Below are 15,548 nucleotides of genomic sequence, written 5' to 3' on the forward strand. Positions count from 1 at the left end.
AGAAAAGCAATGAGTGGGTCAGCGGTGGAAAAGCTTAAATATTTACCGGCCAGTTTTTTTGGCATGATTATGGGGTTAACAGGCTTTAGCATTGCCGTGTTAAAAGTAGACGCATTTTTTAGCGTGGGTCAGCTGTTTGGGTTGGCCATGATTGGGTTGTCGAGTTTGCTGTTTTTAGTGTTGCTGAGTGCCTATCTAACCAAGGTGATTAAATACACCGACGCGTTTTGGGAAGAGATGAAGCACCCGGTTAAAATGAATTTTGTGCCAGCGATTAGTATTAGTTTAATTTTGTTAAGCATCGCTTATCACTCTGTGGGTTTGGATGCGGTGGCGCAGTGGTTTTGGACAATCGGGGCGATTTTGCACATTACATTAACGTTGTGGGTGTTGTACAACTGGATTCACCACGACTTTTTTCAAATTGAACACTCAAATCCCGCTTGGTTTATACCGATTGTGGGAAATATATTGGTGCCCATTAGCGGCGTGCATTACGCGCCCGAAGACGTAAGTTGGTTTTTCTTTGCCATTGGTATTGTGTTTTGGCCGGTGCTGTTTGCTATTTTGTTAAATCGCATTGTGTTTCACACGGCCATTGCTGAACGGTTGATTCCAACGTTGTTTATTTTTATTGCACCACCGGCGGTTGGGTTTATCTCTTATGTGACCTTAAACGGCGGCGAAGTAGACAGTTTTGCTAAGATTTTGTACTTTTTTGGTTTGTTCACCACCTTGTTAATGGCGGTGTCGGTGGGCAAGTTTGTTAAGCTTAACTTTGCGCTGTCATGGTGGGCGTATACGTTTCCGTTGGCGGCCATGTCGATTGCGTCGTTTTTAATGGGCGCGGCCACCAGCCAACTGTTTTACGCCTACATTGGGGTGTTTATTTTGAGCTTGCTCACCATTATGATTACGCTGTTTTTGGTTAAAACCGTTAAAGCGGTGGCGGCAGGTAAAGTGTGCACGGCCGATCATTAACCTTGTGATGCCATGTTGGTAAACGAAGGCCGGTAAAAAGAGCCTAAAAAGGATATAAAAAAAGGAGCGCATTAATATAATGCGCTCCTTTTTTATTTGGGCGATTTGATTATTCGGCAACAACCTGATTTTCAGGCTCGTTTGGTGCTGGGCTTTGCGCGTCTTGAGCCATCGCGGCGCGATCGGCTTTGCAGATGTACGGCGGTTTTTTGGGCTGTTTTTTGGCTTGCGCTTGTTTTACAAATTTTTCGACTTTAAGGCGAATTTTTTTACGTCGGTTCATGGCGGAGTCATCTTGGTTTGTTTGGGGTTTAAAAATGTGATTATACCTTAGTGCACTTGTATTAGCCCGCGCGCACCGAAAAACTGTCGGTGGCGCTTAGCTTAATCACTTTGGGGTTGGGGGTGTTGTGTTCAATCAGCCAAGCCAGTTCGGTTTGTAATTTTGGCTCGTCCAGTAAGATTTGCCAAACGCGTTCGTTGGCGTTCCAGCGATAACCGCGACTGCGTAACGCGTCTTTAAGGTCAAACGGCGCTCCCGTGGCTTTTAACAGCGATTTGGGTTGGCGAACCGCTTGCAATAAATAGTGCAACGCCGGTCTTGCTTCGGTGGATATGGGCTGAGACAGCAGTTGGCACAAGGCTTGAACGTCGTCTAATGCGCGGTGCGCGCCGTAAAAAAACTGCCCGACTTTCCAGCATAAAAACTCTTGCGAACGCGAGCTTACCTGTGCAAGATTTTGCCAATCAATTTGGGCGACCGAACAGCCCCAAATTTTAGTGATAAACACCGGGTCATGCCGTTCTAACACGGGGCGGTCAAAGCCGGCATTGTGTGCCACGCACAGTTGGACGTCGGCCAAATCGGCCGCAACGGTGTCCCATGGAATGCGGTGACCTTGTACATCGGCCAGGGTTAAACCGGTGACTTGGGTGACTTCGGCCGAAATCTCGCCGTTGGGTTCGTTTAAAAAGTTTTGCGCGCTCAGTACGCGGTACAAATGGCCGTGCGAATCAAATTCTATAATTTGATAACCCAGTTCAATGATTTCGCATACTTGGGTGTCTAATCCGGTGGTTTCGGTGTCAATGATGCACACTTTGTGCAAAGGCCGATCGTCGATGGGCGAATTAAATTGGGTTTTTGCGGCAAGTTTGCTTAACACCTGGTATTGACCCGATTGGGTGAGTTGCTCGGCGCAGGCCTGAAGTTGTTGGGGCGTGGAATCGGTCATGGAAAAGTTCCTATTTATAAAGTGAATGATTTAATCCAGTAGTGTAAACGCTGTATACGATTTTGTTGACGTAATAAAAAACACCATAACAGCATTTTAAACGCCTTTAACCAGGCCTGGTCAAAGCTTAGTTGACACTCTATTTGCAGTCGCGGCGCCGTGCGAACGGGGGCAGTCAGCATTAAACGATACGCGGGTGCTGCGTGAGTTTTTTGCTGTGCAAACTCGCTCATGGCGAGTGTTGGGTGTATAACGCGTGCTAGTTGTCTGGGAACATAACCGATGAGCAGGCCTGGTAAGTTGGCCTGATGAGACGGCAGCCAAATCTGCACGGCATAAGGGTCAAAGGCGTTATCGGGTTCGGTTTTAAGCGTTAAGGTGGTGTTGGGCGTAAGCCGGTGTTGCTCCATGGCCAATTGCGCGGCGTAATAAAAAGTGCCTTTGATCATAAAGCGATATTTTTTAATCATTAGACTTTGGTGACATTAGTGACATCGGTGGCGGGTCTAAAATATCGAGTAAATCTAACTGCGATTCACTCAATTCAAAATGGTGCAACGCTTGGCTTATCGGGCAGGTAAAACGCAATTGATAGGCGGTGAGTTGGCAGTTTGGGCGTTGTGCGAGTGTGGCATCTTGCTGCGCATCACCGTATAAACGGTCGCCCATAATGGGTAGGCCTACAGCGGCTAAATGGCGTCTAATTTGGTGTTTGCGCCCGGTATCAATGGCGATGGCAACTCGCGCCATACCAACGCCTTGAGAGCGTAACGTTAGGTGGCTGATGGCCGATTTGTCGTCAATGGGTTGGGTTAGGGTTAGCGTGCCTTGAATGTTGAGCGTGTCGCCCCAATTGCCCCATACATTGGCTTGATAGGTCTTGTGAATTTGACCGGTTTCAAAGTAATGGCTGAGGGTTTGCGCCATTTTTTTAGTGTGCGCCAATAACATTAACCCCGCCGTGGCGCGGTCTAAACGGTGCACAATCCAGGCCTGGCGAGTTTGACCGTTGGGCGCGTAATGCATCTCAACCCAGCGATACAGCGCGGTAAAATCACCCCATTTAGAACCTTGCGACAGCATGCCGCGTGGTTTTATCCACACCGAATAATCGCCAAAATCTGCCACTAAAGTAGCCGGTGGCACGGTTTGGTTAAGCACATTGGGTTGGTAATAAAAATCGAGTGTGTCGCCTACGGCCAAGACTTTTTTGACTCGTCGTAAACGCACCGTTTTAGTGTGAGTGATTAAAGAGTGGCCATTGTGCTGGGTGTAAGGCGTATGCCATACCGCGCCTTTATCAAAACACGCCTTAAGCTGTTGTTTGCTAAGCGGCTCCAGCGTGCTGGGTTGTCCTTGCGTAAACACCCAGTCTAAAGCAGATACGCCCGGTTGATTAATGGGGATGTGAGCGTGGTGAAGTGCAGAAGGGTCGGTGGGCATAAGATGGCTCATAAAAGGGCTAAGGTCTGGCGATGGGTTGATGCAAAAGAGATATTATAATCTGCGCCAAGTTTGGTCTTTCACTAATGTAGATTTTATTTGCAGCGCGGTACAAAGACGGTTTAGGGTGTTTTAAACGCGAAAACCAGTGCTTAAATTCTCTTTAAAATAGGCATTAATGCCTGTTAAAAAGGTTTTTCTTTTTAAAAAACCGCCTATAATGCCAAAATAAACGTGTAAAGGATTTAATCATGCAACATCATCTATTGTTAAATCAACAACCTATTTTAAATGCACAAAAACAGCTGTACGCCTATCAGTTAACCCTTGAAAAAATGCCTGGGATTGAACTTAATGCCGAGCAATGGGAAAACGAGCTCACTGCTTTGTGCGACAGTTTACGTAATCACATTGGGCTGGAAAGCTTAGGGTCGGGTAAGCCGGTATTTTATCGCGCGCCAGCCGCATTTTTAAGATTGGCGTTGTTGCCAAAAGTGGCCGATTTAAATCATTTAATGGTAGAAATAGGGTTAGAGGTGTTAAAAGACACCGTTACTTTAAACGCCCTAAAAGAGATGATGCAAGCAGGTGTAAAGATTGCTGTAGCCAATTACCTACCCACCGCTGAACATGACAAACTTTTGAGCATTGCTAAAACCGTTAAGATAAACGCCGCCCAAATTAATCCCGTACAAGCGTCTTACATAATAACCAAGCTTAAGGATAAAGGGGTAAACGCAGTAATAAGTGGGCTTGAAGAAGAAGACGCTTTTGTGGATTACTTAGCCGCCGGTGCTGATTATTTTCAAGGTTACTTTTTTACCAATCCCATTGTTTCAGCGCAAAAACAAATTGCCAGCAATCAATTAGCCATGCTTAAGTTATTGGCAGAGGTTAATAATCCCGAGGCCAGTTTTGAAAATATTGTGGCCATTGTAGGCTCTGATGTAGGGTTAACTCATAAACTCTTAGCGGCCATTAATCACCCCAGTAATGGCCTAGCCAAAGTGATTGAAACCCTAAAAGATGCGGTCACTTTTATGGGATTAAAACGCTTAAAGTTTTGGGTGAATATGATGATGCTCTCCGAGATTGACGATGTTCCGATGGCATTGTTAACCACGGCGTTGGTGCGCGCCAAGTTTTTAGAAACCATGGCCGAGGTATCGGGTGTCGGTGCACAAAAAGAGCGTTATTTTATGGTGGGATTGTTTTCAACCTTAAACGCTTTTTTAAAAGCGCCTATGGCCGATATTGTGGATCATTTGCCCTTGTCGGCTGAAATTAAATTGGCATTGTTACAGCAAACGGCCAGCGCAGGTGGGGTAATGGGGGGGCACTTGCCGTGGTGCGCGCGTTTGAACAGGGTAATACCCAGTTTTTTATGCGCGGCTATCAGGGCATGGACGTTATGCAAATTTCTAGTGCGTATATGAACGCTAACGGTTGGTCACAAAAAACCTTGGCGAGCTTAAAAGCAGCTTAATGGCAGCATTAATGGCGCAGACTGTTTTAATTAAACGCGCTACTCATTAATTAAAGCTTGAAAGGTAATAAAAAAACCTTATATTAAGCACAAGAGATTTTTGATGTCTTGTTGATTACCGTTAAATCTTCAAAGGAGAATAACAATGAAGCGTATAGGTTTATTTTTACTGACGAACATCGCGGTGATAGCCGTTGCCATGTTAGTCATGAATTTGTTAGGCGTAGGCAATTACATGGAAGGTACCAGTTTAAATCTGGGTAACTTGTTTATGTTTGCCTTAATTTTTGGTTTTGCTGGGTCGTTTGTGTCGTTAGCCATGTCAAAGTGGATGGCCAAAATGAGCACTGGCGCCAAAGTGATTGAACAACCACGCAATGCCGATGAAACCTGGTTGCTTGAAACGGTAGCGCGTCAAGCCGCTAAAGCCGGCATTAAAACCCCAGAAGTGGCTATTTATGACTCACCAGAGCCCAATGCGTTTGCAACCGGCATGACTAAAAACAAATCGCTGGTGGCGGTGTCTACCGGTTTATTACGCAGCATGCGTCAAAACGAAGTAGAAGCGGTATTGGGTCACGAAGTAGCCCATATTGCCAATGGCGACATGGTAACCATGGCGTTGTTGCAAGGCGTTGTGAACACCTTTGTAATCTTCTTTGCCAAAATAGTGGCGTACGTGGTGGATCGCGTGATTTTGAAAAACCAAGAAGAAGGCCACAGTTGGACGTTTATTATTGTTGATATGGTTGCGCAAATTTTCTTTGGTATTTTGGCCAGCATGATTACCATGTGGTTCTCACGCAAACGTGAGTTTCATGCCGACAACGGCGGGGCGTATTTAGCCGGCAAAGAAAACATGATTGCCGCGTTAAAGCGTTTGCAAACCATGCAACCAGGTGTGTTGCCTGATCAAATGGCGGCATTTGGTATTTCGGCTGGTGGCAGTAAATTTGGTGCGTTGTTTATGTCGCATCCGCCATTAGAAGAACGTATTGCGGCGTTAGAAGCCACACCACAAAGTGCGTTAAAAGTAGCTTAATTTTTAAAAACGCATACGTTACTTAGTAACAAAAAAAGCCTCGTTAGAATAGTCTAGCGGGGCTTTTTTGTTTCTAGCGTAAAGCGGGCAATCATAGGCGGCAATACAATTAAACAGCTGTTTAAAAAGCACTAAACGCGTTTTGAATCCACAGCGGTTGGGTTTGTTGGTCTAAAAAGGTGAGTACATCAAATTGCATTTGGTGTTGAGTGTATTGAGGGTGTTTGAGTAGAAACAGTTGTGCGCATTTGATAATGCGTTGTTGTTTTGTGCGGGTAACAAACTCGGCCGGATGGCCATGTAAGGCATTTTTACGGTATTTGACCTCAAAAAACGTGAGTCGTGCATGGCCATGTGCTGTGTGATGTTCGCCAATTAAATCAATTTCACCGCCTTTACAGCGGTAGTTTTGGGCGATGATATGAATACCTTGCTGGTTTAACCATTGTTTGGCTTGCTGTTCTTTAGCAAGCCCTAGGGCTAAAAAGTTAAACACGGTTGGATAAACTTTATGCGCTCTGTGTTTATTATGTGCGTCACTGTGTTACCAGTGCTTCAATTTGCCCGGCGCTGTTGTAGGTCGCCCAAATTAAGCGCTGGCTAACCTCATTGTTTTTTAGGCGCAACCAGCCTGTTTGACCTTGGTTAAGCTGCTCTCCTAGCTGCATTTTGGACAGGTGGTTGGCCACCATATAGGCATCCCAGCCGTAGGCTTCAAATGCGCTGGTTAAGTTTTGACGGTTGATGGCCGCAGGTGCTGTTAAAAAATGTACGCCTTTTAAATCGGGGTGCGCTTCTGGGTTAGCAAAGTTTTGCGGTGCTAAGTTAATGCCGCCGTACACCGGAACTTTAAGTTCGTAGTATGCAAACATTGGCAATATGCTGGCGGCACGGGATGCGTCGTCCAATAATATAATGGCTTCTAAGTCTTGACGCGTGCGCGGAAAAAATTCAACTGAACGGCCAATGGTATTGCGTAATGTGTCGGCACGATTTTTACTGTCGGCTTGCTGAATAAACTCACCTAAAACATCGTTAAGCTTGGGTTGGTTGTCTGTGTAAACTTGCAACGTGACATGATGTTGCGCATCGCTTAACCAGGCCTGTTTAATTTCATTGGCCAATTTGGTTTGTGCCGCGCGGTCACTGGTTAATATGGCAATGCGTTTTACACCCTTTTGGTTGAGTTGTTCAATAATCTGCTGGGCTTCATTAGCGGCTTTAAAGTTAAATTGAGTAAACGGTGCTTGCCCAATGTGGTTAAGGGCAATGATGCTGGGGTCGTTAAACGTTAACATTTTAGTGACCGCTTCCTTGGTTAACGGTCCAATAATGCGTTGTGCTCCAGCCTGTTTGGCTTGACGGTATAAAGAGTCTATTTGATTGATGTTTGAGGAGTCATAAAACTCAATACGCGTATTGTCACCTGAAGCTTGTTGAGCTTTGGTAATCCCGTTGCGAATTTGCTCACTAATCGGTTGAAACTTTCCTTCAAGGGGTAAAAAAACAGCGATGTGGTCTAAGTCTTTTTGTGGGGTTAACAGCGCCATTAAATGGCCGTACAAATTATGCACATAAATGGCGTTTAAAAACTGTTGGCGCACTTTAGGCAAGTTGTTTTTGGGATTGTCGCCTTGCATGGCTTTAATTAAAACGCCCCATGCCATAACGTGCTCTTTGCTGTTTTGAGCGAGTTTATCGACACTTTGGGGTGGTATTGAGCTAAGCACACGCCACATTTGCTGTTCTATGTCGGCTTGTTGTTGGGGTGTGGCTAAGTGCCAAGTTTGGGTGTTTAGCTCAATATATTTGGGCCAATCTTTTTGTTTTTGCGCCTGTTTCATTTGGCCGGTTAGCTGGCTAATGCTTACGGGCTTGCTTTGGGGCAGGGGAAGAGCGCTAATGGTTTCGGGTGCCCGACTGTCTTGTTGGTCACGTGGAACCGGCGGCGATGCACAGCCGCTTAGATGCAGGATGACCACGCCTAAAAGCAGGTGGATAAGGTGTTTTAAACGAATAAGTGGGGTGATGAAATTCATTTTCTTATAGAATGTCGTAGTTAATCGTAGCCTAATTATATCGTAGAGACCTCTGAACGAGTGGATTGTCGGTAAAAAATGGTTAAATTAAGCGTCTTTTTATTTTACAGTGGTTTTTTAAGAGTGTTGTATGACTGAATTTTTACCCCAACCCCAACCCCAACCCGAAGCTGAGCAGTCTTTGCGCTTTGTTCAAGATAGTTTTATCGATGCGAGCGTGACAGGCACCTTGTTTATAGTGGCCACGCCCATTGGAAATTTAAACGACATTAGTACACGTGCGATTGAGACTTTGCAAAAAGTGCATTGGATTGCGGCTGAAGACACACGGCACAGTAAATCTCTGTTAAACGCATTGGGGGTTTCTACGCCCATGTTGAGTTTGCACGACCACAATGAGCAATTTCGTGCCGAACAGTTGCTAACACGTTTATTGGCCGGTGAAAATGGCGCGTTAATTTCAGACGCCGGCACCCCTCTTATTAACGACCCTGGGTTTCATTTGGTTAAGTTGCTGCGCCAACAGAAAATTAAAGTGGTGCCTATTCCCGGTGCCAGTGCGGTGATTACTGCCTTGTGCGCCGCAGGCTTGCCCACCAATCGCTTTAGTTATGAAGGGTTTTTACCCGCCAAATCGGCCAAGCGGTTGGATGTTTTAAGCGCTTTGCAAAACGACACGCGCACCTTGGTGTTTTACGAGTCGCCGCATAGAGTGTTGGATAGCTTAGCGGCCATGCGTGAGGCTTTTGGTGCGGCGCGTCAAATGGTGTCAGCGCGTGAAATGACCAAACAGTTTGAGCAGTTTGTTTCGGGCACGGTGGATGAAGTGTTGAATTACTATAATGAACACCCCGACAAAGTGCGTGGCGAATTTGTGCTGATGGTCATGGGGGCGGTGGCACAAGACGCACCAGAAGTAACCGAACAAGATGGTTTAATTAACCTAATGTTACAGCAAGCGTTGCCAGTTAAACAAATTACCGACATTGTGTCGCAATACAGTGGGCTCAAGAAAAAAGCGGTGTATAACCGGGTTTTGCAGTTAAAAGAGTTGATTTAGGCTTTTATAACGCTGCGCCTAGCGTAGATGAATTGCGTGGGTAAAAAGGTACAAGCCCGATTCTGGAAGGGCTTGTACGCATTCCTCACAATAATTGACAGATAAAAGAGGAAAAAATCAGTGCATGCGGTATTTAAATAAGCATTTTTAAATAACCAGGTACGCTGTAAAATTTTCGGTAAAAACGTTATATCCAAAAGAACATAACGAATATTAGACCAAAAAAAACACCAAATCAAGCTTTTTATAAGCTTAATGTTGGCGTTTTTTAAGTTGACCAGGCCTGGTCAAGACTAATTCAAGGCTAATTCAAGGCTAATTAAGGCGTTTTTAAAACCGATTTGCGCGGTAATCTTCAAAGGCCTGCTTAATTTCTTCAGCTGTGTTCATCACAAACGGTCCGCCTTTTACCACGGGTTGGTTCAGCGGCTCACCGCTTATCAATAAAAACCGCGCGTTGGCGCTCTGGCTGCTGATGGTGACAAGGTTGCCCGCACTGAGCACCGCCAATTGCTGTGCGTTAATGGTGTTGAGTGCGCCGGGTTTACGCACCTCACTCACCTCACCCACTTCGATACGGCCTTGATGCACATAAATAAAAGCATTGGCCGTTGCACTCAGCGACTGAGTAAGCGGTGTGCCTGCGTTAAGGTTAACGTCCAAATACGTGGGGTGAATAATGGGGTTGTCAATAACCCCTTGCGTGCCTTGTTGGGTTTGTCCGGCCACGACTTTAAGGGTTGTGCCATTGTCCCAGGTTTCTAACGGCACAGCATCCGGTGCAAACTCTTGGTAGCGCGGCGCTTGCATTTTAAGGTGGCTGGGCAAGTTTACCCACAATTGAAATCCCATTAATAAGCCATCTTGTTGTTCGGGCATTTCGGAGTGAATAATGCCGCGACCGGCGGTCATCCACTGAATACCACCGGGTTCGATCACGCCTTGATTGCCCGCGTTGTCGTGATGGCGCATGCGGCCGGCCAGTAAATAGGTTACGGTTTCAAACCCACGGTGTGGGTGGGGCGGAAAGCCACCAATGTAATCTTGCGGGCGATCGGTTCCAAACGCATCAAACATTAAAAAAGGGTCTAAATCGGGTAGGTCTGGCTGGCCAATTAACCGTGATAATTTTACGCCATCGCCGTCCGAGGTAGCCAGGCCTGAGTAAATGGCTTGAATATGCCGTGGCTGAGTTGGCTGCGTTGGCTTTGTATTGGAGGTTGTATTTTGTTGTGCATTTTGTTGTGCATTTTGTTGTGCATTTTGTTGTGCATTTTGTTGTGCATTTTGTTGTGCATCCGGTTTTAGGGCGAGGGTCATAATGCGCTCCTTATGAGTGAAACGTCGTTTTGATTGAATAAGTTAACGTTGTCATCAGTTTATACGGCTTAAATTGGTTGGTAAATGGTCATATTTTCAATTGATTGTTGCCAGCACAGCAATAAAATAGCCAAATTAATCCATCTATCATTGTTAAAAGGCGACTTAAAATGGGGCTATTTGAAGAGTTTGAGGTGTTTATTCGTGTGGTCGAAGCCGGCGGTGTGGGTAAAGCCGCCGAGCAGATGAACTTGGCTAAATCGGTGGTGAGCCGCAGGTTGGCCGATTTGGAGGTGCGTGCCCAAACAAAGTTGATTCAACGCACCACCCGAAAATCGAGTTTAACCGAGGCAGGGCGTGATTATTATGAGCGTGCTTTGCAAGTAGTGGAGCTGGTGGCGCAAATGCAACATCAAACCCAAGAAGCCCAAGCGCAATTGCAAGGGCATTTAAAATTGTCGTTACCCCTATCGTTTGGTTTGCAATATTTAACGCCATTAATGGATGAGTTTGCCAAACGTCATCCTCAGTTAAGCGTGCAGATGGATTTTTCGGATCGTCAGGTTGATTTGGTGGAAGAGGGTTTTGACTTGGCATTGCGCATAGGCGAACTTAAGGATTCAACCATTCAAGCTCGCAAAATTGTTCCCATTCATTTTGTAATGTGCGCCAGTCCCGGGTATTTAGAGCGTATGGGCAATCCAAAAAATCATGAGGCGCTTAAAGAGCATGTCGCTTTAAAGTACGCTCAAGCCGGTGGCGGAGCTTCTGGTCTAGGAGCATGGCACTTAACAGCGCCGAGCGGTGAGGCGGTGGTGTTAAATTTAGCCTCTAAAATGCAGGCCAATAACGGCAGTTTTTTAAGTGATATGGCCGTGGCCGGTCATGGAATTTTACTTTCGCCTACGTTTATAGTGGCCGATGCTTTAAGAGCGGGTCTGCTTAAGCCGGTGCTCACGGATTATAAAGTGGCGTCTGTTGAAGCGTATGCAGTGTACCCTCAAAATCGGTTTTTGGCCGCCAAAACTCGGGTGTTTATCGAGTTCTTGGTTGAGCAATTGGGCGGTAATCCTTATTGGGATAAGGACTTGTTTTAGGGCGTATGCTTAATGAGATCTTTGCACGAGTGGATGTACGGTCAAAAATGGTTAAAATTCACCTGCTTTTCGTTGGAAAACTTGCGAATAGCCAGCTATTCACTGCGTTTCCTGCCTCAATCAGGCAAATTTTCTCTCATTTTTTTCTCGCACCCCACTCGTGCAAAGGCCTCTTAATTTGTGAGCAATGATTTATTTATGGCCACTTTAAGGTCATTTAAGGCCAAGATTTTTGGCTCGCTTATCGCTTAGGTGGGGATGTTGTAAAAGTGAATAGATTAATGCGATTGCGGTGCGTTTTGTTCAAGTATTTTATGCACAACGTCCAGCAGGCTTTTGGGGGTGAAGGGCTTTTTAATCCACGCTTGAACGCCTAAATTTTTGGCGTCAATTTTTACTTGCACACCATTTTCGGCACTGAGCATAATCACCGGGGTGTTGGCGTGGTGCGTTAAGTTTTTAGTGTGTTTAATAAAGTCTAAACCCGTTTGGGCATCATGGCCTGCAGCGAGCATGTAGTCGGCAATAATTAAATTGTAAATACCTTGTTGAGCAAATTGCGAAGCTTGCGCTAAATCTTCGGCAGCATCGACGCTTAACCCCTGGCTTTCTAGTGTCATTTTAAGCAGAGAACGAATGACTTGGGAGTCATCTAAAATCAGAATTTTAGGGGGGTTGGGCATATTGACTCTTTTAATACTCTTTAATAAAGGTAAAAAGACAGTGGGCACAAAAGCTAATGCACATAAAAGCTAATGCACACAAAAACTAACGCGCACAACTTGGTCAATGCGCCTAAGCAGTATAGTGCTAAATGGGTTACAACGCGAATTTTCAAAACTGGCTTAAGTGTTCTTATGCTGTAAGTACATTAGACAGGTGGTTTACGTTGCTCAAGAATGGTTTAGTTTTAAGGCTTTTATAGAGTAAATATCGTAGCGTGTGTTGGGGCTGCTGATATGGGCGGTTGGGAGTATGTTGGTTGTTTTTAGGGGGCTTATTGGCCAATCACACTTGAGTGCAGGGGCATTTTTGGGTCGTTTAACGACTACGCGATATTGGGCAATCCGCAGAGCTGCACTGAGTAATTGTTCGCTGTCTAAGTCCGGGCCAACAAGGGTTTGCAGGGCTTTCATATCTTTTTTAGTGGCGGCGACTTTTTTCTTTTCGGGATACATAGGGTCAAGGTACACCACGTCAACGCGATTTTGTGTGGTGTGTGAATCGTTTATCAAATCGTTTTTTAAGCTGTTTAAATAGTCGGTGGCATCTATGTTGGTTAGGCTTAGGCGGTTTAAAATAGCGCATAACCCGTCCAAATCGCTCGTTGGGATGTGATGTGTGGTTTGCCCTGCATTGGTAAGCTGTTGTTTGGCGCGGGTTAACGCGTCGTTAAGCAAGGCCGCGACGATGGGCGAGCGCTCAATCATGTGGACGTTAAATCCAAGCGATGCCAAAACAAAACTGTCGCCGCCCATGCCCGCGGTTGCATCGATAATATTGGGCAGACCCGTGGCTAAGTTTCCCATGGCGCGGGCTAACGGTTGGCCTTTGCCGCCGCCAAACTGGCGGCGATGGGCTTTTTTACCGGCTAAAAAGTCAACCGAAACCGCACCGCTGTCGGGTGGTAAAAGGGCTAAATGCAATGTGGCATTGTCTTTATCAGGGTTAAGCCAATCCAGCACCATGTCGGCAGGCTGTGCTAGGTGTGAGCACAATGGAAGGTTTAAGGTTGCTTGTAAGGCGTGCGCCCATTTTGGGTGGTGCTGGTCGTTGATGGCAATAATCATAAAAATTCAGGTTTGGGCAATGTCATTAAGAGTGATAGTTTAAACTATCACGCCGATTAATGGCGGTTAAGGTTGGGTTTAAACATGCCGACTGTAAGCAGAGAAAAAGGAAGCCGTGTGTTAAAAAGAGTGGTTAAAAACATAAGAGTTACAGCGTGGTTTGTGGCGTGTCTAAGTTCGCTGTCTTTGAGTGGCTATGCGCAGGGTGTGTGGGCGGAGCAGCCGCATTGGCAGACGTTTAAGCAGTTGCAACACGCCGGCTTGCTGTTTACCGATGAAAAAGGCCGCGTCTTGCAGGCTCAGGCGGCGAATCGAGCCTTTATTCCGGCGTCCACCACCAAGTTGGTCACGGCTTATTTGGCGCTACAACATTGGGGTGCCCAACATCGTTTTAAAACCGAATTTTATCTGCAGGGTAATACGCTGTGGATAAAAGGCTATGGAGATCCTTATTTAGTGTCCGAAGAGCTGGCACACATGGCCAATCAACTTGCCGTGAAGTTGCGTGCTTTGGGTGTGGTAAAACTCAATGGGCTGCATTTAGACACCGATTATTATTCACCAGGCCTGGTCATGCCGGGTATTAGTAATACCGACAATCCTTACGATGCCATTCCATCGGTTTTAGCCGCTAATTTTAATACCATAAACATTCAAAAAAAGGCGGGTCAATTGAGCTCGGCCGAGCCACAAACCCCGTTAACGCAAAGCGGTTTGCAGGTGGCCAAAACCATTGCACGCTTTAAAGAGGGGGGAGGAACGCGCCAGCGCGTTAACTTAGGCAAAGACCCACGGTTGGCCGAGCGTTATTTTGCCGAGCAGTTAGCGTTTTTTTAACGCAAAAAGGGGTAGAGGTTGCCCCAGTGGTGCAGTGGAAAACATTGCCTTATTTAGACTCTATAGACCGTAAAGACATTAAGCCTGTGTATGCGCATTACAACAGTTTAACGTTGGCGCAAATAGTCCAGCCGATGATGCACTATTCCACTAATTTTATCGCCAATCAACTGGCGTTAAATTTAAGCGTTGAGCTCGCCGGTGCACCCGCTAGCCCGCAAAAAATAGCGCAGGTTTATCAGCAAGCGTTGCGTAAACAATTTGGTTGGCAAGACTTTACCATTGAAGAAGGGGCGGGATTGTCGCGTCAAAATCAACTGTCGCCCCAGCAGTTGATACAACTGCTTAACGCATTTAGCCCGTGGCGAGAACTGTTGCCCGAAGTGGTGCCTAATGTGTACGCTAAGTCGGGTACATTAATGGGCGTGAACGCATTGGCGGGTTATGTTAAGCAGGCCAATAATCAATGGTGGCCGTTTGTGTTTATGATTAATCAACCCGTAACCTACGCCTATCGTAATCAATTGGCACAAGAGTTAAGTCAGGTTAAATAGAAAAGACCTTCGTTATGGAGATTATGGATTGACCAGGCCTGGTCAGAACGTTTTTAGCCGACAATCGACTCGTGCAAAGGACTTGTTTTAGATTAATTTGACTTATCGTTCGCGTTTTAAGGGGCTTTAAGATACTATACGCGCCGTTAAAGTGGGTTGGACAATCGCGGGAGTTTTTAAAACTCCGGAGGAAAGTCCGGGCACCATAGAGCGCAATGCCAGCTAACGGCTGGGCGGTGAGAGCCGACGGACAGTGCAGCAGAAAATACACCGCCGATGACACGCTTGCGTGAACAGGTAAGGTTGAAATGGTGCGGTAAGAGCGCACCGCGTAACTGGCAACAGGTGCGGCAGTGAAAACCCCATTGGGTGCAAGACCAAATAGGGAAACACCGTAATAAGCTTGCTTATTACACCTTGTGGCTCGCAGGGGTTTCCGGGTAGGTTGCTTGAGGTCGGCAGTGATGTCGTATCCAGATGAATGATTGTCACTCTTTTAGAGTACAGAACCCGGCTTATAAACCCGCTTTAACTTTTTTCTTACTCTTTTATTTCTAATTTCTTACTGGTTTATCCATCCAGCGGTCTGTCCGCACATCACGTTGTTAACTTCCTAATTTTTAAGTTTTTTTTAAAATAGTAAAATTTTTTTATTTTGATTTTA

16 protein-coding genes and 1 other RNA gene are annotated in these 15,548 nt (G+C 45.9%); 8 read left to right on the forward strand and 9 right to left on the reverse strand.

From position 1 onward, the window contains the following. The first annotated feature begins 9 nt into the window (after window positions 1–9). Entirely contained in the window at window positions 10–981 is a 972-nt protein-coding gene (locus tag EP181_RS02265) for an SLAC1 anion channel family protein (RefSeq protein ID WP_127470216.1), read from the forward strand. Between the two features lie 109 nt (window positions 982–1,090). On the opposite strand, the gene EP181_RS02270 is transcribed toward EP181_RS02265, so the two are convergent. The 4 genes from EP181_RS02270 to EP181_RS02285 form a co-directional block, all read right to left on the reverse strand. Then, entirely contained in the window at window positions 1,091–1,264 is a 174-nt protein-coding gene (locus tag EP181_RS02270) for a DUF2986 domain-containing protein (protein WP_127470217.1), read from the reverse strand. A gap of 61 nt (window positions 1,265–1,325) precedes the next feature. Further along, window positions 1,326–2,216 (reverse strand): 3'-5' exonuclease, encoded by an 891-nt coding sequence (locus tag EP181_RS02275; RefSeq protein WP_127470218.1) that lies wholly within the window; start codon window positions 2,214–2,216, stop codon window positions 1,326–1,328. A 14-nt stretch (window positions 2,217–2,230) separates the two neighbouring features. Beyond that, complete coding sequence (locus EP181_RS02280; RefSeq protein ID WP_127470219.1) at window positions 2,231–2,686, reverse strand: HIRAN domain-containing protein; 456 nt, start codon at window positions 2,684–2,686, stop codon at window positions 2,231–2,233. Beyond that, a complete protein-coding gene (locus tag EP181_RS02285; RefSeq protein ID WP_172959667.1) occupies window positions 2,679–3,659 on the reverse strand; it encodes an RluA family pseudouridine synthase in 981 nt (326 codons plus the stop codon). The genes EP181_RS02280 and EP181_RS02285 overlap by 8 nt, the downstream gene beginning before the upstream one ends. 251 nt (window positions 3,660–3,910) lie before the next feature. Here EP181_RS02285 and EP181_RS02290 point away from each other — a divergent pair, with 251 nt between their 5' ends. Beyond that, window positions 3,911–5,095 carry an EAL and HDOD domain-containing protein gene (locus tag EP181_RS02290; RefSeq protein WP_127470221.1) on the forward strand — a complete coding sequence of 395 codons (1,185 nt, stop codon included), beginning with the start codon at window positions 3,911–3,913 and terminating at the stop codon, window positions 5,093–5,095. Window positions 5,096–5,290: 195 nt separating this feature from the next. Further along, window positions 5,291–6,187: a protease HtpX gene (gene htpX / locus EP181_RS02295; protein WP_127470222.1), complete on the forward strand. Its 897-nt coding sequence runs from the start codon at window positions 5,291–5,293 to the stop codon at window positions 6,185–6,187. Between the two features lie 121 nt (window positions 6,188–6,308). On the opposite strand, the gene EP181_RS02300 is transcribed toward htpX, so the two are convergent. Together EP181_RS02300 and EP181_RS02305 are read right to left on the reverse strand one after the other, a co-directional pair. Next, window positions 6,309–6,683 carry a YraN family protein gene (locus EP181_RS02300; RefSeq protein WP_127470223.1) on the reverse strand — a complete coding sequence of 125 codons (375 nt, stop codon included), beginning with the start codon at window positions 6,681–6,683 and terminating at the stop codon, window positions 6,309–6,311. A 40-nt stretch (window positions 6,684–6,723) separates the two neighbouring features. Continuing rightward, window positions 6,724–8,226: a penicillin-binding protein activator gene (locus EP181_RS02305; RefSeq protein ID WP_127470224.1), complete on the reverse strand. Its 1,503-nt coding sequence runs from the start codon at window positions 8,224–8,226 to the stop codon at window positions 6,724–6,726. Window positions 8,227–8,356: 130 nt separating this feature from the next. On the opposite strand from EP181_RS02305, the gene rsmI reads away from it, so the two are divergent. Continuing rightward, on the forward strand, window positions 8,357–9,286 hold the full coding sequence (gene rsmI, locus EP181_RS02310; RefSeq protein ID WP_127470225.1) for a 16S rRNA (cytidine(1402)-2'-O)-methyltransferase: 930 nt from the start codon (window positions 8,357–8,359) through the stop codon (window positions 9,284–9,286). A gap of 330 nt (window positions 9,287–9,616) precedes the next feature. On the opposite strand, the gene EP181_RS02315 is transcribed toward rsmI, so the two are convergent. Beyond that, complete coding sequence (locus EP181_RS02315) at window positions 9,617–10,606, reverse strand: pirin family protein (RefSeq protein WP_127470226.1); 990 nt, start codon at window positions 10,604–10,606, stop codon at window positions 9,617–9,619. A gap of 170 nt (window positions 10,607–10,776) precedes the next feature. Here EP181_RS02315 and EP181_RS02320 point away from each other — a divergent pair, with 170 nt between their 5' ends. Further along, entirely contained in the window at window positions 10,777–11,703 is a 927-nt protein-coding gene (locus tag EP181_RS02320; RefSeq protein ID WP_127470227.1) for a LysR family transcriptional regulator, read from the forward strand. Window positions 11,704–11,981: 278 nt separating this feature from the next. Here EP181_RS02320 and EP181_RS02325 read toward each other — a convergent pair whose 3' ends face one another. Both EP181_RS02325 and EP181_RS02330 read right to left on the reverse strand, forming a co-directional pair. Further along, window positions 11,982–12,386, reverse strand: a complete 405-nt coding sequence (locus EP181_RS02325) for a response regulator (protein ID WP_127470228.1) — start codon at window positions 12,384–12,386, stop codon at window positions 11,982–11,984. 210 nt (window positions 12,387–12,596) lie between these two features. Next, window positions 12,597–13,493 (reverse strand): class I SAM-dependent methyltransferase, encoded by an 897-nt coding sequence (locus EP181_RS02330; RefSeq protein ID WP_127470229.1) that lies wholly within the window; start codon window positions 13,491–13,493, stop codon window positions 12,597–12,599. A gap of 117 nt (window positions 13,494–13,610) precedes the next feature. Here EP181_RS02330 and EP181_RS02335 point away from each other — a divergent pair, with 117 nt between their 5' ends. The 3 genes from EP181_RS02335 (at window position 13,611) to rnpB (ending at window position 15,418) form a co-directional block, all read left to right on the forward strand. Then, entirely contained in the window at window positions 13,611–14,330 is a 720-nt protein-coding gene (locus tag EP181_RS02335; protein WP_172959668.1) for a D-alanyl-D-alanine carboxypeptidase, read from the forward strand. 29 nt (window positions 14,331–14,359) lie between these two features. After that, on the forward strand, window positions 14,360–14,884 hold the full coding sequence (locus tag EP181_RS02340) for a D-alanyl-D-alanine carboxypeptidase (RefSeq protein ID WP_172959669.1): 525 nt from the start codon (window positions 14,360–14,362) through the stop codon (window positions 14,882–14,884). Between the two features lie 148 nt (window positions 14,885–15,032). Beyond that, window positions 15,033–15,418: RNase P RNA component class A (gene rnpB, locus EP181_RS02345), an RNA gene on the forward strand. Window positions 15,419–15,548: the final 130 nt, after the last annotated feature.

Origin of the sequence: Thiomicrorhabdus aquaedulcis (assembly GCF_004001325.1) — a bacterium.
GTDB lineage: Bacteria > Pseudomonadota > Gammaproteobacteria > Thiomicrospirales > Thiomicrospiraceae > Thiomicrorhabdus > Thiomicrorhabdus aquaedulcis.